This is a genomic window from Pyxidicoccus fallax (genome assembly GCF_012933655.1).
Classification (GTDB): Bacteria; Myxococcota; Myxococcia; order Myxococcales; family Myxococcaceae; genus Myxococcus; species Myxococcus fallax.
Window position 1 is genome coordinate 20,174 of record NZ_JABBJJ010000080.1, and the last position, 21,283, is coordinate 41,456.

The following is a 21,283-nucleotide window of genomic DNA, read 5'->3' on the forward strand; positions in this document are numbered from 1 at the left end:
AGATGCTGGTGTGGAGCGCCCTGGAGCCGGCATCATGTGGACCGTGACGGTGGACCCTCGGAGGGGGCAGGAGACCATGTCGGAGCAGTCTTCGGACCGGATGGGCCTCCCTGCCTACAAGGGCTACGAGTATCAAATCCTCACCACGGTCTGGCTCGCGCTGGAGCTCATGCTCGCGCGTTCCGGTCCCTGCGCGGAGATTGAGGTCGAGCCGGCCTCCGAGGAGGACATCCGGGCCCGACTCGACGTCAGCCATGAGCAGGCGCTGTCCACGTTACGGCTGCCCGCGCGGGAAGAGCTTCAAATACAGATCAAGTACCGCTCACGCCCGTTGGGCAGTACCGCCTTCAAGGAGATTGTGAGCCCCTCCAGTGCGAGGCGCCCCCAGAAAGGGCCCACCCCGCGCCTCCGCCCCGTTGAATACCTGAGCAGGTCCGACGAGACGACCTACATCCTCGTCACCAGCGCGCAGGTGGAAGCAAAGCTGGCTGGCCATCGCATCCAGGACCTCGATGAGCGGCCATCCTCGACCACGGGCCTGCCCTTCCCGAGTCGCTTGCCGAAGGAGGAGCAGGCCCGTATCGCCCGGCGGCTGTGCATCCTCGACCAGCAAACCCGGGAGACCGTTCGGGGCCGTATCGAGAAGCATCTTCGTGAGCGCGCCCACATCCCTTCGACCCGGCTCACGGCCTGCACCAACGAGATGAAGAGTCGGGTTCGGGAACGGCTGCTCGGGAACGTGGGGCGGCACTGGCCGCGAGAGGAGTTGCTCGACGTCCTTCGTCAGTTCGGCGGTCTTCCAGAGCACCCGCATGAGAACTTCGTCCCGCCGAGCAACTTCGAACGTCTGGCGGACCAGCTCGAGCAGCGGTTCGCGCTCGTACTGTATGGCCCTCCTGGCGTAGGCAAGTCGACCGTCGCGGACATCCTCGCCTACAGACACAAGGTGGGTGCGGAGCCGTTCGAAGTCCTCCAGGAAAACCTCTCTCCGGGCAAGATCCGGCAAGCACTGCGCAGCCCGGGGCGAACCCTCTTCTACCTGGAGGACCCGTGGGGCTCCGGAACCCCTGCACCAGACGTGCATCGCTGGCGCACCGAGATGGCTTACCTGTTGACGGAGGCGGGCCCGGACAAGAGGTTCCTCATCACCTCCCGGACGGGGAACCTCAGGGGAGGGGGAGGAGACGCGAAGCTCTCCGATACGATTAGTGAGGTCGCCGAGGAGCTGCTTCCCGCGCACTACAGCCCGGAGGACCGCCTGCGAATCCTGGAGCAGGAGCTTCGGGGGACTCCCCAGGCCCAGGATTTCGTCGTCGCACACGAGGAGCAAATCGTCTCGAAGCTCGATGTCCCATTCTCCCTCCGACATTTCGGGCGCCGCCTCCGGAAGAAGCCCTCCCTCTCGCTGGAGGAACTCGAGGAGGCATTGAAGCGCTCGCTGATGGAAGTCATTGGCAACACGGTGGCAGGCGAGGTCCGTGAAGGCTCGATCGCCAGCGTCGTGCCGGGAGCCCTGGCGGGTTTCCTGTTGTTCCTTCGCAACCCCATCGACGCGGAGGAGGTGAAGGCATTCGCGGGCGTCCTCCGGGATTCGGGGCGGACCGGCATCGAGCTCGAAGCCATGTTCCATCGCCTTCACCTGGAGGGGTGGCTCGAACTCCGGGCGGAGGGGTACTGGGCCCACCCTCAGGTCATGGATGGGTTGCTCTCCCTGTTCGAGACTGCACCCGAGACCGTCACGGACGCCCTCGTCGAGTGGCTCTGCGCGCTCATCGCCGCGTCCATGCTGAGTGGCACCATTCGGCTCGTCTTCGCGCTCGAGCAGCGCAAGCGGCCTCTGCCCCCGGACGTGGCCCATGCACTGGACACCTTCCTGGGGGAGTACGTCACCCAGGAATCCGATGAGGGCTTCTCGGAAGCGCTCGAGCGGTTCAGCCTCTTCTCGCGAGGCGTCACGCCGGAAGCCCTGGTGGCCAGACGGTTGGTGGGACTCGTGGAAGGCTTCACCCGCTTCAATGACATCTGGATGCCCGCGGAGTGGACTCCCGCGGAGCGGCAGGCTGTCCAGACCAGTCCTGGAGCTCGCGCGTTGGCAGGCAGGTTCGTAAGGTTTGGCTGGTTGGCCTCTCGAAGGAAATATGGATGGGAGCGGTTTTCGAGCTGGAGCCGTGACCTGGGGTGGGACTTCACGGAAGACCTGCGCTTCGCCGCGCGCAATGCCTTGGCTGAGGCGGGAGCACGAGACCTTCCGGAGCCCACGTCCTCGGGGCTGAACGACGCATTCGACATCAACCTGCGCCAGATTCTGGAGGGAGCCCTGGAAGCACCCGACGCTCCCGCGGAGGAACTGCTGCTGCTCGCGCTGGATGCACTCGGCCGGACACGACAGTTGCTCGATTCCGAGACGAGGTCCCTGCGGGTGACAGCGGGATTCCAGACCCAGGAGATGTTCAGGGAGCGGCCCCTGAAGGCCAGATGCCTGGCTTACGAGCACGCGCTGGCAACAGTGGTCGATATCCGCAGATGTCGCGAGGGCCACGCCTGGGCGGTCGATCACCCGCGCCGCGCGGAAATCGTGCCGGCCTTCTTTCAATCAATATTCGCGGCAATCCTCCCCACCACGACGTTTCTGGGCAGAAGATGGTCTGTCGACCGTCAGAGTGCGAGCCTCGATGAGCTTGCCGCGCTACACGAGGCGGCGAGCCCGGATGACAGACGCTGGCTCTGGAACCTCATGGCCGTGATACGGGCGTCCGAACTCCTGCCGAAGCTGTTGGACGACCTTCGGGCATGTCCCCTGGAGCACCTGACCAGTGGCATCCACGCGCTCCACTCGCTGGCAGGGGAGGAGTTCCCGGGTGTTCTTGCCCGGCTGATGGAGTCGATCGAGTTCGCGCGCCGCGTGGCACTCGCCGAGGCACGACGAGGGAAGGACTCCTCGCGCCCGCTGGAAGGGCTTACTCCGAGCGAGCTGGAGGTCGTGACGCTCTGCACGGCTGCCATCGGGAAGGCGCCACCCGAGAGCGCGGTTCGCAAGCTCTCATCCGAACAGCAAACTTGGCTCCGGCAACTCGCCTCCCAGAATCCTGGGGTGCTCGGGCTGGGGGCCTTGCTGGTACTGGCCGTCTCCGGCTCTCCGCTGGAGGAGGTCTTCAGCACATCGAAGGTCCTCTCCCAGGATGTGTTGCTGCCGCTGGCCCTGCACCTGCTGCTCGGGAGGGATGTGCCCGGCGCCCACGATCTGGTCTCGGCGCACCTGGCACACGAGAGCGCGAAAGTACGGGCCGCCGCGCTCGCCCTGTTGGCTCCGCGAGCGACTTCCATGGAGCGGGAGCGGATTATCGGGATGGCTGGCGACCCCAGCGTCCTCGTTCAGCGGGAGTGCGCGCTGCAGATTGGAGCGATGGCATGGGGCGATGGAACTGATGCGCTCTTCAAACTCCTCGCCGCGCCAGCGGTGACCCATGGCTGGGACCATCCTCACGCATCACCCGTGGCACGCGCCGCCGCGAAGGCATTGGTGGGGCTCCCATCGCTGACCGAGCCAGACTTCGAACGCTGCCTCGGGTTCATTGAACAGGGCGTCCAGGCGACGCTCGACAGCTATGCTCGGTGCGACCTGCTCCCGCTCCTCGCACGCAACCCGAGCACGAAGGCCCTGCGCGTCCTTGAGGCGTGCATGAAGAGCCGGGAGGCTATTCAAGTCCGTAACGGAGCCTTGTCGTTCCCCCTGCGATATGCCGGTGCCTGGTTCCTCCTCCAGCACCTGCGGAGATACCCAGAGGCACGGGCAGAGGTGCGAGTGGAAGACCTGGGCTGGGCCGCCCGCCACACCGATGCTTCGCTTGCTGTTCCAGCGCTGATCGTCCTGGGGCTGCTGACCTCACGCGCGTGGCAGTGCATGCGGCAGGTGCTGACCGACGACACGATGACCTCTCGGCGCGCACTCCTGCTGTCGGTGGGCTTCGTCCTCTCGGGCGAGGACAGGCCCGTGATGGAGCAGGCGTTCGCGCGCGCCGTTGATGCGGCGGATGCACCGGGGCTTCAGCTCCTCGAACAGGTCAGGGTCGGGCTTGGAGATGGACGGACCCCGGACCTGGCACTCTGTCGCGAACCCGAAGCCATGACGTGGATGGCAGGCCTCCAAGCCGAGGAGCGCGTTCCCCGCGCTCTGCGCTGGTGCTTCTTCGAGCTCTTCGGGCGTCGTGCGGAAGACCCTTTGTGCCTGGAGGGCATGACTCCCGGGCAGGTGCTGACGGAAGACCAGAGCCTCACCTGGCTGGCGCAGAAGGAGTGGCGCGGCGTCGACCACGATTGAGCGGGCCCGTTCCGTCGAGGTCACGGTGAGGTGCACCACCCGCTCCATGACCTCGACAACGCGCGCCACGAGCCACGGGACTACAGGACGACGAGCAGGCCCAGCGAGGCGGTGGGGTACACGGGCTTGAGTCGCAGGTCACCGGCCTGCACCTGGAGGTCGCGCGTGTCCGTGAAGGTGAAGCCCGGGCCGACGCGCGCGGACAGGCCCACGCGCCCGGCGCCCGGCCGCCACATGACGCCCGCGGTCGGCTCCAGGAACGCCGCCGTCGTGGCGGCCTCGGACGGGCCGTTGCCGGAGCGGCTCACGAACTCCTCGAAGCCCGCCGTCAGGCCCACGAAGGGCTTCAGCGTGCCGTTGGCGAACGAGCCCAGCGTGTAGCGCGCGTCCGCGCCCACCGCGTAGTTCAGCTTGATTTCGGTGGCGCCGATGCCGTCGAAGCGCGTCTTCGCGCCCAGCGAGTTGCCCCACTGGCCCGCGCGCCCCATCAGGCCGAAGGAGAACGGGCCCTCCATGGACGGGGCGATGTCCAGGCGGATGCCGTACATGGACGCGTCCAGCGCGGGCGGCGACAGCTCCAGGAGGACCGCGCTCTGACGCTCCCTCTCATGCCCGGGGATCGGCCCGACGGCCTCGTCGGCCAGGGCGGGGGCCGCCATCAGGGGAACCGCCAGCAGGACGGCCTTCGACACATTCACGGCATTCAGGGACGGGACGCGCATTGCTTTCCTCCAGGTCTTTTTAGTCGGTCGACTAAATTAGCTACACGACTAACTAAGGCCGGTGACGCGCGATGTCAAGCAGCCCGCCTGGAGGCTCGGCCACTTGCGGGCCTACATCGCCTGACCTATGGACACTGAATGGCTCGTCCTCGCGGTGGCTCGAAGAAGGAGTCCGTCACTTCCCCGGAACCGGACGCCCGGGCGCGGCTCATCACCGCCGGCTACCGGGTGCTGGCCGAGCGCGGCTACGACGCGACGACGGTGAAGGAGGTGGCGCGCGAGGCCGGGGTGAACCAGGGCCTGGTGCACTACTACTTCGGCAGCAAGGACGCGCTGCTGCTGGCCGTCGCCGAGGAGGCGCGGCAGCAGTACATGACGGAGCTGCGGCGGCTGCGCGAGGAGACGCCCCCCGAGCGCCTGGCGGCGGAGAGCTTCGCGTGGGGCGAGCGGCTCTTGAAGGACATGCCGGAGCAGTTCCGCGTGCGCTACGAGCTGTTCGCCATGGGGCTGCGCAACAAGGAGCTGAAGTCCGCGGTGGCGGAGTCCCTGCGCTGCGTGCAGGAGGAGGTGTCCCTCACCGTGGCGCGCGTGCGCCAGGGCCAGGAGGACGCCCGGCCCGAGCCGCTGGACGTGCACTACGCCGCCATCATGAAGGCGTGCGTGGACGGGCTGTCCCTGCATCACCTGCTGGACGCGTCCTTCGACCCGGCGCCGGTGTATGCGCTCTTGAGCCGAATCATCCTGGCGAGCCTGGAGCTGCCGGAAGCGAAGAAGCCCCCGGCGCGCAAGCCACGAGGGCAGGCACGGCGGGGGAAGGTGCCCGCGCCGCGCCGGGGCGGGGCGCGGCGGCGGCGGTGATTGTCAGCGTGGCGCGTGTTCAGGCCGCGGCGGCGGAGCGAGCGCGCTTGAGAGCGCGGGCCGCGGCGTCGAGGAACTCGTTGCTGGCCTCGGACAGGTCCACCGCGCGGGCGTCGACCCAGCCCTGCAGGGAGTTGTAGCCCATCACCGCGGGGATGGCGACGAGCAGGCCGATGGCCGTGGTGATGAGCGCCTCGGCGATGCCGTTGGAGATGGTGCCGATTCCGCCCGCGCCCGCATTGGCCATGTCCTGGAACGCGGTGACGATGCCCATGGTGGTGCCGAGCAGGCCGACGAAGGGCGCGGTGGAGCCCACGGTGGCGAGGACGCCGAGGCCGCGCTTGAGGCTCTGGACCTCGCGCTGCGCCTGCCGCTCCAGGCTGCGGGCCACGGACTCCATGGCTTCGTCACGGCTGTCCTCGGAGGAGACGTGGTAGGCGGCCAGTCCCGCGCGGATGGTCCTGCCGAGGTAGCCCACGTCCGGTGCGGGCTTGCTCTGTGAGGCGGCGTCGAAGTCTCCATTGGAGAGCAGGGTGCGCATCTGCGCGGCGAACCTGCGCGAGTGACGGCGGGAGGACCGGAAGACGAGGACACGCTCGGCGAGAATGATGAGCGAGACGACGGACATCACGACCATTGCGATGACAATGAATTGCGCGAAGGGGCCCATGTGGCCCCACAAGCCCGCGAAAGTGAATTGCATGTCTGGATTGGACGCGCCTCCTCGCGCGTTGGGCCATGGGGTGGCCCAATGGCAAACGACGGTGGGTGCAGCCGAGAAACAAGGTACGTAGCCGTCCAGACGAAAGGGTGGGCTCTCGTCCATGAGATTGTCATTGTTGTGTCACGGCGCCAGACTGCGCGGATGACCGATTCCCAGCCCGCGCTCGTCTCCGTGTCCGCGCTTCACGCCATGCTCGGCGAGCCGCGCCTCGTGCTCCTGGAGGTGAAGATGAAGCCCGTTGGAGCGGGGGCGACCGCCGCGCCCGAGAGCCCTCCCGAGCGGATTCCGGGCGCTCGCGTCTTCGACCTCGAAGGCGCGTTCAGCGACCATGCGCAGTCGCTTCCACACATGATGCCGGGCCCCGAGCAGTTCGAGCGCGAGGCGCGCAAGCTCGGCATCCATCGAGACAGCCTCGTGGTCGTCTATGACCGGGTGGGGCTGTATTCCAGCCCGCGCGCCTGGTGGATGTTCAAGGCCATGGGACACGAGCGGGTGGCCGTGCTCGATGGCGGCCTGCCGGCGTGGCTCGAAGCCGGCCATCCGACGTCACGGGACGCGGAGCCCGTCGAGCGCCCGGGAGATTTCGTCGCGGTGCCGACCGGGAGTGCCTTCTGCGACGCTGCCGCTGTCGAGCGGACGCTGACGGATGCGAGCCGTGCGGTCATCGATGCCCGCTCGCGAGGACGCTTCGAGGGACGCGAGCCGGAGCCCCGGGCGGGCCTGCGACAGGGGCACATGCCGAACGCGGTGAATGTGCCCTTCACGGAGGTACAGGTGAAGGGGCGCCTCAAGAGCGCGGAAGAACTCCGAGCGCTGTTCGAGGAGACCGTCGGCTCACGCCGCAAGTTCGTGTTCAGCTGCGGCTCGGGCGTCACGGCTTGCGTGGATGCGCTCGCCGCGACGGTCGCGGGCTACACCGATATCCAGGTGTACGACGGCTCGTGGAGCGAATGGGGGCTGCCGTCGGACCGGCCCGTGATTCAAACCTCGTAGCGCCGTGCCCCCAGCCGCGGCCCGGGGCCGTGACGGAGCCCCCTGGTGCCCGGGAACTCCGTCATTCAATCGTGGAGTTCGTGACCACGATGCGCGTGTCGTCGTGGTTGGAGATCTGCGGATGCGTCGGGTACCACGACCCGCCAGCGTTGTTCCGGATGACCGAGCGGTCGATGCGGATGTCGCCCGAGTGGTCGTTGCTGACGAAGAAGATGGCGCTGCCGTGGGCGTTGACCTCGTTGTGCTCGATGCGGGTGCCGCAGAGGGACAGGGTCATCGTGTTGCCGTCGTTGTAGATGGCGCCGCCACTGCCTCCACCCGGAGTGCCCGGCCGGGCGGGATTGGCCCCGTTACCGACGGCCCGGTTGTGGGAGAAGAGGCTGTTGATGATGGTCCACGACACGCCGATGCTGCTGATGCCGCCACCGTTGGAGCAGGCGCCGCCGTAGCCGGCCTTGCCGCCGAAGGTGCTGTTCACCACGTAGACGGGGCGGTTCTCGTATTGGCTGAACACCCGGAGCGCGCCGCCGCCCACGTCGGGCCCGACATCGGCGCAGGCGTTGTTGAAGAAGCGCGAGTTGATGACCTTCACGCGCCCACCGCGCACCCAGACCGCGCCGCCGCCGTCGAACTCCGTCTCCGCTTTGGAATTGGCGTCGATGAACGTCAGGTTCTGGAGCGTCAGCCGGGGATGGTCCTGGTTCTGGCAGTGCGAGGTCGTCCACACCTGATTCGAGTCACAGGTGTTCATGTAGAGGATGCGGTGCTTGCCACCGCCGCTGAGCGTCACCAGCCCCTTGCCGTCGATGACGATGTCCGGCCCCGTGTTGTTGAAGACCTTGGCGGTGCGGTCGAGCGTGATGGTGACCGGCTCCTTCCCACAGTCGAACGTGATGACGCCGCCCTTGGCCACGGCCTGCACGAAGGCGTCACTGGTGCAGCTCGCCGGGGTGCCATTACCGACGACGGTGGTGGGCTTGGAGACATCGGCGAGTCCCGCCTCGGCGGGGATGGAGCACGTGGCCTCCGCGTTCTGATTCCCGGCGGGCGGGCCATCCGTGGGATTCGTCAGCGGGTTTGGCACTTCCACGCCCGGCCCTTCATCGTCGGAGCAGCCCACCACGCCCGCGAGCGCGAGCCCCAAGGTCAGGGGGAGGAGCGTGAGCGCGGGCCGACGACGAAGTCTCTTGGGGTGCATGAAGCCTCCGGAAGAAAGGCAGTGTAGAGCCGCGCTCGCGTTCGCACGAGCCGTCGAGCTGGCGACGGGGCTGGCATCCATCCAGCCGGAACCCGGCGCACGAGACCTGGCCGGAGGCCTCGCTCCGCGCGATGGGATTCGACACGGAAGCAGGAAATCCAGGAAAACGGTCGTTCACTGAGCGTGCGTCAGGTAATGTGGATTCGCCGTCCCGCCCGACAGGAGCGTCACCATGACTTCGCTCGTGACTGAAGAGACTGATGGCCATGTCCGCAAGATTGGCCTGAACCGGCCGGAGAAGCGCAACGCGATGAACGTGGCGCTCATCGAGCAGCTCTCCGCGGCCTTCGCGCGGGTCGAGGCGGACGATGCCATCCGCGCGACGGTGCTCTTCGCCCACGGTCCGGTGTTCACCGCGGGCCTTGACCTCATGGATGTGTTCCCGCGCATGGGGGAGGCGGCTGACCTCTTCCGCTCGGCGGGTGTGGACCCGTGGGGGACACATGGTCCCTCGCGCACCAAGCCGCTGGTCGTCGCGGTGCACGGCAAGTGCCTCACGCTCGGTATCGAGCTGATGCTCGCGGGTGACGTCACCCTCGCGTCCGAGGACGCCACGTTCGAGCAGATCGAAGTCGATCGCGGCATCTTCCCGTTCGGTGGAGGGACTGCTCGCTGGGTGCAGACGATGGGGTGGGGGAATGCGATGCAGTACCTCCTCACGGGCGATGCGCTCGACGCGCGCGAGGCGCATCGCCTGGGACTCGTGCAACGTGTCGTGGCCCGAGAGGCGCTCCTGGAGACGGCGATGGCGGTCGCCGCACGCATCGCGTCGAAACCGCCCCTCGCCATCAAGGCCATCCTGGAGAGCGCGCGTACCGCCGTGCTCGAGGGAGAGCGTGCCGCCGCGGAGAAGTTGCTCCCCTCCATCATGCGGCTCGCCACCACGGAAGATACCCACGAGGCCCTCATGGCCGTCATGGAGCGGAGGCCCGCGACCTTCCACGGCCGCTGACCTTCAGCCAGGAGACCCACTGAGAGCCCACCTGTCCATGCCACCCCGCCAGCCACCGTCTCGTTCCAGGTCGGCGCACCTGAGACTCGCGGGGTGGCTGCTGCTCGGCGCCTGCGCGTGCAGCCGTCCCGCCCAGCCAGAGGTCCACCCGTCCATCCAGGCCACGCCGGCTCCGGCGGCGGATGCCTCACCGGCACCGGCCGTGGCGGCCTCCCCGTCCGGTGCGGGCGAAGCCACGGCCCCCTCCGCTCCGGACGCGGGGCCAGCGCTCTCCATCGCGAAGCTGCTGCGCCTGAAGCCGGTGTCTGGCACGCACGTCATCGAAGGCTTCGTCACCCGGGTCGTGCCGTGTCCTCCCTGCCCCAAAGGCGCCATGTGCAAGCCCTGCATGGGGGACCATGTCATCGTCTCGGACACGCTGCGTGCCCCGGAGAACCATGACCAGCTCGGCGCCGGGGACGTCATCGTCTTCGTTCCTCGGCCCGCGCTGATGCGCCGGATGTCGGAGGGGCAGCGATACGGGCTCACGGTCCGCATCCGGCCCATGAAGACCACGGCGCAGCCCATCAACGATGTCGAACTCACCGACCTGCGCCTGCTGAGCCCGTGATTTCTCGAGTCCAGGCACGGCTTCGGTACCCGGGAGCGCTCCGAGCCCGCGCGGCAGGGGAGGGGGCGTACCGCGCCGTGCCGGCTCAGAGCACCGTGGCCTGACCCGGCGTGAGGAACCGCACGCGCTTGTCACCGGAGAAGGCGGCGCGCACCTCGGGCACCTCGGCGAGGGGCTCGAAGGTGCCAAAGTGCATGGGGATGATGATGGAGGGTTTGAAGTACTTCTTGATGGCGAGCGCCGCCGCCTTCGGGCCCAGCCCCCAGCGTCCGCCGCCGGTGGTGAGGAGCACGATGTCGGGGTGGTACAGCTCCTGGATGAGCGCCATGTCCCCGAAAAGCCACGTGTCGCCCGTGTGGTACAGCGAGCGCCCGTCCGCGAACGTCACCACGTAGCCGAGCGGCCGGCCCCCCGGGTCCGTGGAGTGCATGGCCGGCACCGCGTGCACGGTGACGTCGCCGAGCTTGAACGAGCCGCCCACGTTGACGCTGTGCTGCTGCGCCTCGGGAATCTTCATGGCGCGAAGGTGCTCGCCGGTGCTGACGACGAGCGCTCCGCTGACCCGGGCCAGCTCGGGCACGTCCGGCGCGTGGTCTCCATGGGCGTGGGTGACGAGGATGGCCGCCGGCTTCCCGCCCTCCTGTCCGAAGCGCGCCAGCTCCTTCCAGTCCGCCGGAGTCTTCGGGTTCTCCTTCAGCCACGGGTCGATGAGGAGCCGGGTACCACCGGGGGAGACCACCTCGAAGGCCGCATGGCCGAGCCACGTCACGCGAGGGCCACTGGAGGTCCGTGAAGCCGCGCCCGCGGGCTCAGCGGCGGGAGCGTTGGTGGGAGCCGCCAGGAGGCACGCGGCCAGGAGAAGGGGGGGTGAAACCAGGAAGGCCACGCATCGTCACTCCTCGTCAGGGAAGAAGGCCGCGCGAGCACCGCGCGGCGAAGTCCTGCACGGGAGGGATAGCGGGAGAGGGGAGGCGGGCGATTGGGCGTTATTGACACGGGAGGCGCTGCGGGTGGGGTGGCCCGGGCTGGAGGTGGCGCAAGACGCGGGCATGACGCTGGACCTCGTGCGCATCGAGCGGACCGCCGTGGCCCAGGTGGAACGTCCGCACGCCCGCGCTCACGAGCCGCTCGAGCTCGGCGGCCACCGTGGTGGGCGACTCCTCGAAAGGAGGCCGGATGGCGTGCCGTGTCCGGACAATGCCCCCCAGGAGCACGCCCGACGCGACCAGGTCTCCCACGAGCGCTTCGTTCGAGGCGAGCTGCACCGACAGGGAGCCCGCCGTGTGTCCCGCGGAGTGGATGACACGGCCCTGCACTCCGAAGGGGGTGAGGTCGAGCGTTTCGTCATCCGACAACAGGATGTCCGGGTCGACAGGCCGGTAGCGCTCATGGATGGCGCGGTTCTTCACGAAGGCGCGGCCGAACCATCCGGTCGGGCAGAAGGTCATGGGCGCCTCTCCGAGCAGGTGCGCACGCTCGGCGGCGTGGGCGACGATGGGCGCGCCGGAGCGCTCCCGGAGCGCGGCGGCGGCTCCCGCATGGTCCACGTGCGCATGGGTAACGATGATCAGCTTGAGGTCCTTCAAGGTCCACCCGCGTGCTTCCAGGGCCTTGCCCACCTTGTGCTCCGAGCCAGGAAGGCCCGCATCGACGAGGATGCACCCGGAGGAGCCTTCGAGAAGGTGGGTGTTCACCATGCCCAGGGGTAGGATGGGGACTCGGATGATTCGCGGGGTCTGCATGTCTCGTCTCTCTCCCATTGGCTGCGAAGCGGCTGCCCCCAGTCTGTCGGGCCGACGCGGCGAACACCTGTTCCGTTCCGACGTGACGGATGGTCTGTGATGGAACTCGTCACGGTTGCCGCGCCTCCCGGGGCGCTCGTGGAGCGCTCCGTCCGGTTCGAGGAGAGTGAGCTCTTCTGGCTCGACGCCCGCCCGTTCGCGGTGCGCTGCGAGCCCGAGGAGGAGCAGGGCTCGCTGAAGCTCGTGGTCGCGGTGGAGGGGAGCGCGGTGGTCCGGCAGGAGGACCGTCACGCGGTGCTCGAAGCGGGCATGTTCACGTGGCTCGATTCGGACGCGCCGTTCGAGCTGTCGATGACCCAGGGCCGCCGGCTGCTGCTCCGGATGCCTGCCGAGCGCGTGCGCCGACGCCACCCGCAGGTGGACCTGCGCACGGCGGTGTCTCGCGGAAGAGAGCATTCCGGGGAGCGCATCGTCGCGCAGCTGCTCCATGGCTTCGCTCGGGAGGGACTCGCGCTTTCAGCCCAGGCTTGCTCCACCGCCGTGAACACCGTGCTGGAGGCCGTGGGCCTGTGCCCGAGCGCCCCCGCCGTGGATGTGGCGCGGATGCGTATCGAGCGGGCCCTCACGAGCATCGAGCAGCGGCTCGGAGACGCCGCGTTACAGCCCGAGGACATCGCGCACGCACAGGGCGTCAGTCGACGCTATCTCGACGGTCTCCTGAGGAGAACGAGCGGGCGGACCCTGGCGGACGTCATCCGCCTGCGCCGCCTCGAACGTGCCGCCGAGGACCTGCTGTCCCGTCCCGATGACCTCACCGCGGACATCGCGACGCGCTGGGGCTTCCAGAACGCGAGTCACTTCACCCGGCTGTTCCGGCTCCGTCATGGTGTCACGCCCACGGCCTACCGCCGCCTGGGACAGCCGCGAGGGTAGAGCCGAAGCGGGGGCGGGTTGAGGGCCGCGGCGTGGCCGAGGCGGTCTGATGCACCGCCCCGGCCCCGCTCGCGAGACTACGGCTCCACGAGACGGAAGTTCTGGCCGTCGTTGTTGTTCCAGGTCCGCTGGCCGTTGGCGTCCTCGACGTAGACGGCGAAGTCGATGGTGGTGGGGGTGCGCCACGGCCCGGGGACCGTGACGAGCGTGGTGCTCATCCACACCTCGTCCATCGAGCCGTACGCGTTCGGCTGGTTGTGGCTCCACTGCAGCGTGCCCCAGTGCGAGGTGGCCCACCGGTCATAGCTGTAGACGAAGCCCACCTTGTGGCCCGGCGCCACCGGCCACACGCCCAGCTTCAGGTAGATGCCCGAATAGATGTAGCTGGACCCGGCGCTGTCCGACACCGAGCCCTCCATGAACCACACCGTCTCCGCCGAGGCCACCACCGGCAGCGTCAGGAACAGCGCGAGGGACATGCCCAGCAAGCTCTTCTTCACGAGTTGTCTCCCAGGTTGATGAAAAGGGGGGCGCCACCCTCGGCCACCCGATTCCAGGCGTCAAAGGGATTCCCCTTCACCGGCAGTCCCGGGGCGGAAACACGCTCTATTCGGAGCCGCGAGGTGTGTTCGCCAGTGTGGGGTCAGAACTTCCCGGTCCTGAGCGGAGCGTCCTTGGATGCGCCCCAGTTGTCATCCAGTTGCATGACCGACTCAGCACCGGCGGTGGGCAGGATGGTGAAGACATAGTAGACCTCATTGGCCAGACACACGTCGTAGACGACCGTGTGCGGCCCCGCCCGGAATGGGAACTCGACCTTGAACTCCTCCGAAGCGGAAGAGACGGTGACGTTGTCGGGCTCGATGATGTTGAAGGCGAGCCGGGCGGAGCGCTGGACAGCGGGGTCGGGGGTATAGGTCTCCGACACCCTCACGATGACATTGGCTCCGAAGCTCCCTTCGACCAGGGGGTCGGCATTGATGAGGCCGTCGTGCAGCAGGAAACCCTGTTCGGCGTTTCCCGGTCCCCATTGATGCTCTGAGTCCACATAGGGCTTGGAGCGGAGCCGGAGCTGGCTGTGTGAAATCAGCAGGTCGAACTTTTGTTCCATGGCGTCGTTCTGGTTACGGGAGGAAGTGTCGGAGTGCGCGCCGGAACTCCGCGGAGTGGAACCGCGCCTCCTGATGTGTGGCCAGTTGACGGAGCAGGGCGTGCACGTGCTGGATGAAGGGCTGGTTCGGGTCGGACTCGACGTCCGCGAGCGACCAGCGGCGGAAGCCGTAGCGGCCCCCTCGGAGGTAGAGCTCGTCCGCATGGAGGCGGTTGATGTCGCGGAGGAAGAACCACACCTCCCCGCAGTGCGGAGCCCATTGGCGCAGGGGCCCGAGCACACCTTCGTCATAGCGGCCGTCGAAGCGGTCCGCGTGCTGGGATACCTCGATGCGGAAGGGAGGCTCGGGCTCGCGTGTCTCCCAGATGCGAAGGTGGCCGACCGCGTCGTACAGCGTGTAGAGCGGGTCGGTGTCGAGTTCGAACGGGTCCGGGCAGTACGTGCCAAGCGGGAGGGTGGCGCTGCATTCAGTCGGCTCGGGTGAGAGCTCGAGGATGTTCCAGAGTTGCATGCGCTCGGACAGCTCCGCTGGCAGCACCGGCATCTCGGGGCGCGGCGGGGCCACGAAGGGCTGGAAGAGCGGGTCGAGGGTGAGGACGTTCCACAGCTCCGGCCAGGCGCGGGTGGCGACCTCCAGCGCATCTTCCACGGTGTCTCGCACCGGAGCGCCCCCGAGCACCGCGAGCACCGCCGTCCATAGCGCCACCGAGGGCTCGTAGGGGAAGTAGCGCGGGCCCACGTCCGCGTCCGGCATCGGCGCCTGCTTCCGGTCCGCCTCGAAGAGCCAGTTGGACTCCGCCCACCGCGCGGCACGGGCTGCGTCCAGTGGGGCAGGGCGGGCATCGAACCTCGCGGCGACGAGCCAGTCGAAGGCGTCCGATGGCGGCAGCACCACCGGCTCCCAGTCGCGCAGCTTCGACAGCCAGGACACCTCGAAGGCGAGCAGCGGGTCCTCGCTCCGGTTCCAGGCCTCCACGAGCGTGCGGCGCGCCTCCGTGTCCCTGCCGAGGTGACAGAGGCACACGGCCCGACGTACCGCCAGCTCTCGCTCCGGAAGCCCGGGCGCCGCGCTGTCGAGGAGGGCGAGCCCTCGCTCGTGCCGGCGGAACGAGAGCAGTACGTCGAGGAGCTCGAGGTCCCTCTCTTCCCGGAGTGCCGTCAGCTCCACCACGGGCTGCATCCAGGAGCGATGGAAGCGCAGGACCTTCGGCTGCAGCTGCCACACCGCGCGCCTGCGCACCGTGCGAGACCAGGAACGCGTCCGAGGGAACTCCATGTCGCCGAGACTATCACGCAGCTTCCACACTCTGTTCCTCGGAGCCCCATGGTTGGTGCACCGTGGGGCTCCACTGACGCGCAGGTGGCGGACAGCCTCCTCGAACTACTGCGCCGCGCTGCAGACCAGCAACGAGGCGTCGACTTCCAGCGTCACGTTCTCGCTCACCGAGGAGGTCGTGTCGGGGTCCTCGTCGGCGATACCGATGCAGATGCCCCAGTCCGCACACGTCGTCACCAGGATGCCCTGGGTGCAGCGCGTGCTACAGCGGCTGTAATCGCAGATCTCCGCACACTGCGGTGGCAGGAAAGCTGATGCGGTCGTGGGAGCCAGGGAGAGGACGGCGGTGGCGGCCAGCAGGGAACTCAAAAGCTTTCTCATGATTCCTCCAGGGGGCTGCCATGCCATGGTGATTGGCCTTCATTCGCAAGTAAATGCGGGTTTCCGCGTACGTCTATGAATTGCTGCCGTCCAAATGCGAGCCGCGTCGGTGGCTGTGTTTGATAATGGATTGGCGGCACGCCGCGGGTCATGGGTGAGCGATGGGCGCGTCGAGGCTCCTGGAAATCTCCGGGACCAGCTCCTCGGGGCTCACGGTGGCGGCGCTCTCCAATCCATTCCTGTCGGCACCGATGCTCTGCTCGAAGCGGAAGAGGTTCGTCGGGTCGTACTTGCGCTTGATGAGGCGCAGCACCGGGTAGTACTCGGCCCAGTAACGCCACTGCCAGTGGGTGATGTAGGGCTTCGGGTAGTTCTGATACGCCTCCTGGTTCGTCCACGGCTCTCCAATCTCCAGCCACTGCTCCAGGAACGCGAAGGCCCGCGGCTTCTCCTCCTCGCTGTCCCAGTACGTGTTCAGGTACGTGTGGAAATCCGCGCGACGATGGATGTATGCGTTCTCCCCGCGTCGCCGCTCGTTGATGGCGGCTCCGGCGGGCTCGATGACCATCTGCGTGGCAATCTTCAGCTTCGTCGGCGCGCTCCGGATGTGGTCCACGAACAGGCGCCACCCCGTCTCTCCGAGTGGCTTGTCATAGAACCGCGACTGCTTCTCCTGCCGGGGTGACAGCGCCAGCGCGTCCACCGTCGGCTCCGGGAAGTCCGGCTCCTGCGCGTAGCCCATGAGCTTGTTGTTCATCGAGTAGAAGGACCCCATGTCCTCCCACAGCACCTGGCACCCCGGTGTGGCCACGAGGTCCGCGAGCAGCTCGCGCCACAGTCCGCGCTCCCCGCGGTACATCGCGCGCACGATGAGGAACGGCCCGTCCCAGCTCGCGCCATGCTGGAGCAGCGCCAGGTACCCGAGCCGCCGGTCATGGTTCGAGCCCATGTACCGCCGCTGCAACACATCCAGCGCCCGCGCCCCCTGCGCCGCCTCCGCCTCCGTCCCGAGCCGCCACTGCAACACCACCGCCCCCACGTCCCCCAGCGGATGCAACTGATACGTCGCCCGCGTGAGAATTCCGAACTGGTTCCCCGTCCCTCCGCGCACGGCCCAGAACAGGTCCGGATTGCGCTTCCGGTTGGCCAGCACCACGCGGCCATCGGCCAGCACCATCTCCACCTCGGTGACGTTGTCGCAGCTCATCCCGAACATCCGTGAGCCGAAGCCATACCCACCGCCCTGCATCATCCCGGCGATGGGCACATCCGGGCAGCTCACCCCCGGGGCGAACAGGCCATACACGCGGGTCGTCCGGTAGAAGTCCCGCATCTGCACCGCCGGGCCCACGTGCGCCAACCTCCGCTCCGGCTGGACGAAGATGTTGTTCAGCCCGCGCAGGTCCAGCATCAACCCGCCCTCCACGGTGGAGTATCCCGCCGTGCTGTGTCCTCCCGTGCGGGGCACCCATCGGAACGACGGATTCGTCCGCCGCTGCTCGCGGATGAACCGCATGAAGCACCGCACGTCCTCCACGGACGTACAGACGCCGATGGCGGCGGGACGCACGTTCTCGAAGTTCGCGTAGGCCACCGCGCGCAGCCGGTCGTAGTCCGCGTCCCACGGGAGCACGAGCCGCCCGCACGTCTCCCACATCAGCTCGGTGGCCTGCTGGCGTGTCAGCTGGAGCCGCTCGAAGTCGGCATCGGGCCGCTGGGCCCACTCGGCGAGACGTCTCCGGACTTCGCGCTGCCCGGCGTCCTGGTTGAGTTCCACGAAGGAGCTCCCCGTTCACGGGCCAGGGCCAATCCTGGCCTCATGCAACAGCGTAACGACGGGGCCTGACGCCGCGGTCTCACGGACTCACGGCCCGGGCGTACTGTCCCGGCGTGAGCCCGACGATGCGCTTGAAGTGCCGGTTGAGCTGGCTCTGGTCGTACACGCCCACCTCGACCGCGGCCTCCCCGGCGGGCACTCCGCGCGCCAGCAGCTCCTTCGCCCGCGCCACCCGCAGGTGGGTGACGTACTCGTGAGGTGGGAGGCCGTACTCGTCGCGGAACACACGCAGCAGGTGGAAGCGATTCAGCCCCACCTCGCGCGCCAGCGCCTCCAGGCCCACGTTCTCCGTGAAGCGCTCGTGCAACATGTCCCGCGCCCGCCGTGCCGCCGGCCGGTGCGGAGGACAGCTCGCGACGGTCGCGCGCTCGGCGTACTCCGTGAGCAGGGCCTCCAGGGTCCCCGCCAGCAGGGACTCGCACTCGAGCCGGTCCGTGGACTGGCGGGCGAGCGCCGCGTGCAGCGCCAGCGCCGAGGCCTCGACGCGTCCCGTGCCCCGGCTCAGCACGGCGCTCAGGTGGGGCGAGCCGGGGAGGCCGAGCTGCCTCGCGGCCTCGTCCACCAACTGGGGCGCGAAGGAGACGGACTGCGCCGTCACGGGCGCGCGGATGAGGACATCGCGGTGGACCTCGCCCGGCTCCTTGAGCTTGAGGCTCCGCCCGGGACCGTGCGTCCACACGCGCCGGCGGTACCAGAAGTCGAAGGCTCCCTCGTAGAGGACGGACACTCCGTACTGGACGCAGTGTCCGGACCACAGCCGCGTGTCCTTCTCAACACGCGACACCTGCAAGTCGGGCAGATGGGGCGGGCTCCAGAGGGAGATGGTGGGGACAGCCGCGCGCTTCATCCCGGGCAGGGTAGCGGATTGCCGCCCGGGCACGAACGGCGCTGGGGGCAGGGCCGCCATCCGGTTACGTCACGGCGCCGAACCGCACGGTTGCTCTCCCGTCTCCCTGGCTGATGTGCGATGACACCGTTTCGACACCGGATTCCGGCGCGGGAAAGCGCCAGGGCCGGCGTATGCTGTCCGGTCTGACCGGAAGGGGAGGCGGCACATGCCAGGAACATCAGGCCAGGGGCAGGGCGGGGGGCGCATCAACACGCCGCCGGAGGGGGCCTTGCGCGCGGTGCGTTCACTGGTGGAATCGCAACAGACGGAGCAGGCGACCCAGCTCTACGAGGACCTCGGGGACGCCCAGCGCGAGCGCCTACGCCGCGAGGCGGCCCAGCGCCCCGTCCGGGAGCGCCGCGGGCTCGTGGAGGTCCTCCGCCGGGCCCGCGACTTCCTGGGCGCCGCGAAGCTGATGGAGGGCGACGGCGAGGACGCCACCGTGGCGGACCTCTACGTCCAGAGCGGCCAATACCTGGAGGCGGCCGAGGCCTACCTGCGCGCCGGAGAGGCGGAGCGCGCCGCCGCCGCTTTCGAGCGGGCCGGCGCCCTGGAGCGCGCCCTGGAGGTGTACCGGCGCCTGGGGGCCCGCGAGTCGATTGCGCAGTGCCTCGTGCGGCTGGGCCGTCCCTTCGAGGCCGCGAGTCTCTACCGCGACCTGGGCCAGGCCCACGCGGAGGTGGAGGCGCTGGGCGGCGTGAAGCCGGAGGACCCGCGCTTCGTCGAGGCCGTGCTGCGCATGTGCACGCTGCTGGACGTGGAGGGCTTCACCCACCGGGCGCTCGCGGTGCTGGCGGACGCGGTGAGCAGCTCGGAGGAGGCGAGGGCGGACGCGACGCTGGTGAAGGAGAAGGCGCGGCTCTTGCGCCGCATGGGCATGGAGGCCGAGGCCGAGGCCGTGCTGCTCCGGCGCGCCGCCGCCACCTCGACACCGGTGGCCAGCGGGTACCGCTTCCTCAAGGCCATCCCCATCTTCAGCGAGCTGTCCCTGGAGGACATGAAGGACCTCTACCGGCTCGCGCGGCAGGTCGTCGTCGAGCCGGGCGACGTCCTGCTGGAGAAGGGCGCGCCCGGCACGGGCCTCTTCGTCCTGATGGAGGGCACGGTGGACGTCTTCAGCGGCCCCGAGCAGGACGCGCGGCACCTCAACACGCTGGGGCCCGGCCAGTACCTCGGGGAAATCTCCCTGGTGCAGGACGCGCCCGTCTCCGCGCACGTCCGGGCCCGCACGCCCGTGCGCGCGCTGCGCATCCGCCGCGCCGACTTCGAGCATTTCCTCGACACGCACGAGGCCGCCGCGCTGCGCATCTACCGTCTCTTCACCCAGAACCTGGCCGCGAGGGTTCGGGCCCTGAGCAGTTGAGTGACGACCGACACCGTTTCTCGTCACTCCCGGACCCCCGCCGCGCTGCTGGCGCTCGCGTATCTCGGCTTCGTCAGCCTCGGTCTTCCGGATGCGCTGATCGGCGTCGCGTGGCCGTCCCTCCGGGACACCTTCGGCCTGTCCCAGGCGCTGCTCGGCGTGCCCGTGGCCTTCGCGGCGGTGGCCTACTTCCTCTCCGGGCTGTTCGCGGGCCGGCTCATGCAGGCCTTCGGCATCGGCCTGCTCCTGGCGGCGAGCACGGCGCTCGCCGCCGTGGGCGTGCTGGGTTACTCCGTCGCGCCGGTCTTCGCGTTCATCCTGCTCGTCGCGCCGGTGGTGGCGTTCGGCTCCGGGGCCATCGACTCCGCGCTCAATACCCACGCGGCCCGCCACTTCAGCCCGAAGCACATGTCCTGGCTTCACGCCGCCTACGCGGCGGGCGCCATGGCGGGCCCGGCCATCATGACGGTGGTGCTCGGGGTCGGGGCCTCGTGGCGGGTGGGCTACGCGGTGGTCGGCGCCGTGCTCGCCGTCCTCGCCGTGGCCTTCTTCGCGGCGAGGCGGCTCTGGGACGCGCAGCCGTCGTCCCCAGTCGTGGTGGACGCGCCCCTTGGCGCCGGTCCCGTGTCCCTGGACGCGCCACCGCTCAGCGGCTTCTCCGTCCTGCGCGATAGCAGGGTCTGGCTGCAGATCGCCATCTTCTTCTTCTACACGGGCATCGAGGCCGCCGCCGGCCAGTGGAGCTACACGCTGCTCACCGAGGCCCGGGGGCTCGACGAGCCGGTCGCCGGGACGTGGGTGACGGCGTATTGGGGCGGGCTCCTCGCGGGCCGGCTCCTGCTGGGCTTCATCGTCGAGCGGGTGGGGCAGGTCCGGATGCTGCGCTACGCGACGGTGGGCGTGCTCATCTCCGCGGCCCTCTTCGCCATCCCCGGACAGGCCGCCGGGGCCGCGGCGCTGCCGCTGCTCTCGTTCTCGCTCGCCTCCATCTTCCCGGGGCTCATGGCCGAGACGCCCCGGCGCGTCGGTGAGCGGGCCGCGCCGCACGCGGTGGGCTTCCAGGTGAGCGCCGCGACGCTGGGCGTCGCCGTGTTCCCCAACGTGGCCGGCCTGCTCGGCCAGCGCTTCGGTCTGGAGGCCATCGGGCCGACGCTTGCCGGCGGTGCCCTGGTGCTCCTCCTGTTGCACGAGCGGCTCGTCGCCGTCGCGGACCGGAAGGCCTGACTCAGGGGCGCTCCGTGTCTCCGTCTCCGTCCTTCTGGGGCGGCACGTTCAGCGACACCGCCTGACGTTGTGGGGGCACGAAGGGCTCGGGG

The 21,283-nt window shown here is 68.8% G+C and carries 19 protein-coding genes; 8 read left to right on the top strand and 11 right to left on the bottom strand.

Going from position 1 to position 21,283, the window contains the following annotated elements:
• The first annotated feature begins 76 nt into the window (after positions 1-76).
• Positions 77-4,318 (top strand): nSTAND3 domain-containing NTPase, encoded by a 4,242-nt coding sequence (locus tag HG543_RS18590; RefSeq protein WP_169346140.1) that lies wholly within the window; start codon positions 77-79, stop codon positions 4,316-4,318.
• An 80-nt stretch (positions 4,319-4,398) separates the two neighbouring features.
• On the opposite strand, the gene HG543_RS18595 is transcribed toward HG543_RS18590, so the two are convergent.
• Complete coding sequence (locus HG543_RS18595) at positions 4,399-5,040, bottom strand: hypothetical protein (protein WP_169346141.1); 642 nt, start codon at positions 5,038-5,040, stop codon at positions 4,399-4,401.
• A gap of 138 nt (positions 5,041-5,178) precedes the next feature.
• On the opposite strand from HG543_RS18595, the gene HG543_RS18600 reads away from it, so the two are divergent.
• Positions 5,179-5,898, top strand: a complete 720-nt coding sequence (locus HG543_RS18600; RefSeq protein WP_169346142.1) for a TetR/AcrR family transcriptional regulator — start codon at positions 5,179-5,181, stop codon at positions 5,896-5,898.
• Between the two features lie 19 nt (positions 5,899-5,917).
• Here HG543_RS18600 and HG543_RS18605 read toward each other — a convergent pair whose 3' ends face one another.
• Entirely contained in the window at positions 5,918-6,601 is a 684-nt protein-coding gene (locus tag HG543_RS18605; RefSeq protein ID WP_169346143.1) for a MotA/TolQ/ExbB proton channel family protein, read from the bottom strand.
• Positions 6,602-6,763: 162 nt separating this feature from the next.
• Here HG543_RS18605 and HG543_RS18610 point away from each other — a divergent pair, with 162 nt between their 5' ends.
• Positions 6,764-7,615, top strand: a complete 852-nt coding sequence (locus tag HG543_RS18610) for a sulfurtransferase (RefSeq protein ID WP_169346144.1) — start codon at positions 6,764-6,766, stop codon at positions 7,613-7,615.
• Between the two features lie 61 nt (positions 7,616-7,676).
• On the opposite strand, the gene HG543_RS18615 is transcribed toward HG543_RS18610, so the two are convergent.
• Positions 7,677-8,813 (bottom strand): hypothetical protein, encoded by a 1,137-nt coding sequence (locus tag HG543_RS18615; RefSeq protein ID WP_169346145.1) that lies wholly within the window; start codon positions 8,811-8,813, stop codon positions 7,677-7,679.
• A gap of 232 nt (positions 8,814-9,045) precedes the next feature.
• Between HG543_RS18615 and HG543_RS18620 the strand changes: the two genes are divergently transcribed.
• Together HG543_RS18620 and HG543_RS18625 are read left to right on the top strand one after the other, a co-directional pair.
• Positions 9,046-9,825, top strand: a complete 780-nt coding sequence (locus tag HG543_RS18620) for a crotonase/enoyl-CoA hydratase family protein (RefSeq protein WP_169346146.1) — start codon at positions 9,046-9,048, stop codon at positions 9,823-9,825.
• Between the two features lie 37 nt (positions 9,826-9,862).
• Positions 9,863-10,435, top strand: a complete 573-nt coding sequence (locus tag HG543_RS18625; protein ID WP_169346147.1) for a hypothetical protein — start codon at positions 9,863-9,865, stop codon at positions 10,433-10,435.
• Positions 10,436-10,520: 85 nt separating this feature from the next.
• On the opposite strand, the gene HG543_RS18630 is transcribed toward HG543_RS18625, so the two are convergent.
• Both HG543_RS18630 and HG543_RS18635 read right to left on the bottom strand, forming a co-directional pair.
• The gene (locus tag HG543_RS18630; protein ID WP_169346148.1) at positions 10,521-11,321 is read right to left on the bottom strand and encodes a metal-dependent hydrolase; all 801 of its coding nucleotides are present in this window, start codon (positions 11,319-11,321) and stop codon (positions 10,521-10,523) included.
• A gap of 100 nt (positions 11,322-11,421) precedes the next feature.
• On the bottom strand, positions 11,422-12,177 hold the full coding sequence (locus tag HG543_RS18635) for an MBL fold metallo-hydrolase (protein WP_169346149.1): 756 nt from the start codon (positions 12,175-12,177) through the stop codon (positions 11,422-11,424).
• Positions 12,178-12,276: 99 nt separating this feature from the next.
• On the opposite strand from HG543_RS18635, the gene HG543_RS18640 reads away from it, so the two are divergent.
• Positions 12,277-13,110, top strand: a complete 834-nt coding sequence (locus HG543_RS18640) for a helix-turn-helix domain-containing protein (protein ID WP_169346150.1) — start codon at positions 12,277-12,279, stop codon at positions 13,108-13,110.
• Positions 13,111-13,187: 77 nt separating this feature from the next.
• Here HG543_RS18640 and HG543_RS18645 read toward each other — a convergent pair whose 3' ends face one another.
• The 6 genes from HG543_RS18645 to HG543_RS18670 all read right to left on the bottom strand — a co-directional run bounded on the left by HG543_RS18645 (position 13,188) and on the right by HG543_RS18670 (position 18,562).
• Positions 13,188-13,610 carry a carbohydrate-binding protein gene (locus HG543_RS18645; protein ID WP_169346151.1) on the bottom strand — a complete coding sequence of 141 codons (423 nt, stop codon included), beginning with the start codon at positions 13,608-13,610 and terminating at the stop codon, positions 13,188-13,190.
• Positions 13,611-13,753: 143 nt separating this feature from the next.
• On the bottom strand, positions 13,754-14,221 hold the full coding sequence (comJ, locus tag HG543_RS18650; protein ID WP_169346152.1) for a competence protein ComJ: 468 nt from the start codon (positions 14,219-14,221) through the stop codon (positions 13,754-13,756).
• Positions 14,222-14,234: 13 nt separating this feature from the next.
• A complete protein-coding gene (locus tag HG543_RS18655; RefSeq protein ID WP_169346153.1) occupies positions 14,235-15,497 on the bottom strand; it encodes a hypothetical protein in 1,263 nt (420 codons plus the stop codon).
• Positions 15,498-15,602: 105 nt separating this feature from the next.
• Complete coding sequence (locus tag HG543_RS18660) at positions 15,603-15,878, bottom strand: hypothetical protein (protein ID WP_169346154.1); 276 nt, start codon at positions 15,876-15,878, stop codon at positions 15,603-15,605.
• A 148-nt stretch (positions 15,879-16,026) separates the two neighbouring features.
• Positions 16,027-17,655, bottom strand: a complete 1,629-nt coding sequence (locus HG543_RS18665) for an FAD-binding protein (RefSeq protein WP_169346155.1) — start codon at positions 17,653-17,655, stop codon at positions 16,027-16,029.
• Between the two features lie 79 nt (positions 17,656-17,734).
• A complete protein-coding gene (locus tag HG543_RS18670; RefSeq protein ID WP_169346156.1) occupies positions 17,735-18,562 on the bottom strand; it encodes a helix-turn-helix domain-containing protein in 828 nt (275 codons plus the stop codon).
• A 208-nt stretch (positions 18,563-18,770) separates the two neighbouring features.
• On the opposite strand from HG543_RS18670, the gene HG543_RS18675 reads away from it, so the two are divergent.
• Positions 18,771-19,967, top strand: coding sequence for a cyclic nucleotide-binding domain-containing protein (locus HG543_RS18675; protein WP_169346157.1), 1,197 nt, complete (start codon positions 18,771-18,773; stop codon positions 19,965-19,967).
• Positions 19,968-21,191, top strand: a complete 1,224-nt coding sequence (locus HG543_RS18680; RefSeq protein ID WP_169346158.1) for an MFS transporter — start codon at positions 19,968-19,970, stop codon at positions 21,189-21,191.
• Positions 21,192-21,283 lie beyond the last annotated feature (92 nt).

Bases quoted from the DNA above. Each gene is read 5' to 3' on its own strand.
- HG543_RS18590 (WP_169346140.1), top strand. From the start codon at position 77: ATGTCGGAGCAGTCTTCGGACCGGATGGGCCTCCCTGCCTACAAGGGC.
- HG543_RS18595 (WP_169346141.1), bottom strand. From the start codon at position 5,040: ATGCGCGTCCCGTCCCTGAATGCCGTGAATGTGTCGAAGGCCGTCCTG.
- HG543_RS18600 (WP_169346142.1), top strand. From the start codon at position 5,179: ATGGCTCGTCCTCGCGGTGGCTCGAAGAAGGAGTCCGTCACTTCCCCG.
- HG543_RS18605 (WP_169346143.1), bottom strand. From the start codon at position 6,601: ATGCAATTCACTTTCGCGGGCTTGTGGGGCCACATGGGCCCCTTCGCG.
- HG543_RS18610 (WP_169346144.1), top strand. From the start codon at position 6,764: ATGACCGATTCCCAGCCCGCGCTCGTCTCCGTGTCCGCGCTTCACGCC.
- HG543_RS18615 (WP_169346145.1), bottom strand. From the start codon at position 8,813: ATGCACCCCAAGAGACTTCGTCGTCGGCCCGCGCTCACGCTCCTCCCC.
- HG543_RS18620 (WP_169346146.1), top strand. From the start codon at position 9,046: ATGACTTCGCTCGTGACTGAAGAGACTGATGGCCATGTCCGCAAGATT.
- HG543_RS18625 (WP_169346147.1), top strand. From the start codon at position 9,863: ATGCCACCCCGCCAGCCACCGTCTCGTTCCAGGTCGGCGCACCTGAGA.
- HG543_RS18635 (WP_169346149.1), bottom strand. From the start codon at position 12,177: ATGCAGACCCCGCGAATCATCCGAGTCCCCATCCTACCCCTGGGCATG.
- HG543_RS18640 (WP_169346150.1), top strand. From the start codon at position 12,277: ATGGAACTCGTCACGGTTGCCGCGCCTCCCGGGGCGCTCGTGGAGCGC.
- comJ (WP_169346152.1), bottom strand. From the start codon at position 14,221: ATGGAACAAAAGTTCGACCTGCTGATTTCACACAGCCAGCTCCGGCTC.
- HG543_RS18655 (WP_169346153.1), bottom strand. From the start codon at position 15,497: ATGGAGTTCCCTCGGACGCGTTCCTGGTCTCGCACGGTGCGCAGGCGC.
- HG543_RS18660 (WP_169346154.1), bottom strand. From the start codon at position 15,878: ATGAGAAAGCTTTTGAGTTCCCTGCTGGCCGCCACCGCCGTCCTCTCC.
- HG543_RS18670 (WP_169346156.1), bottom strand. From the start codon at position 18,562: ATGAAGCGCGCGGCTGTCCCCACCATCTCCCTCTGGAGCCCGCCCCAT.
- HG543_RS18675 (WP_169346157.1), top strand. From the start codon at position 18,771: ATGCCAGGAACATCAGGCCAGGGGCAGGGCGGGGGGCGCATCAACACG.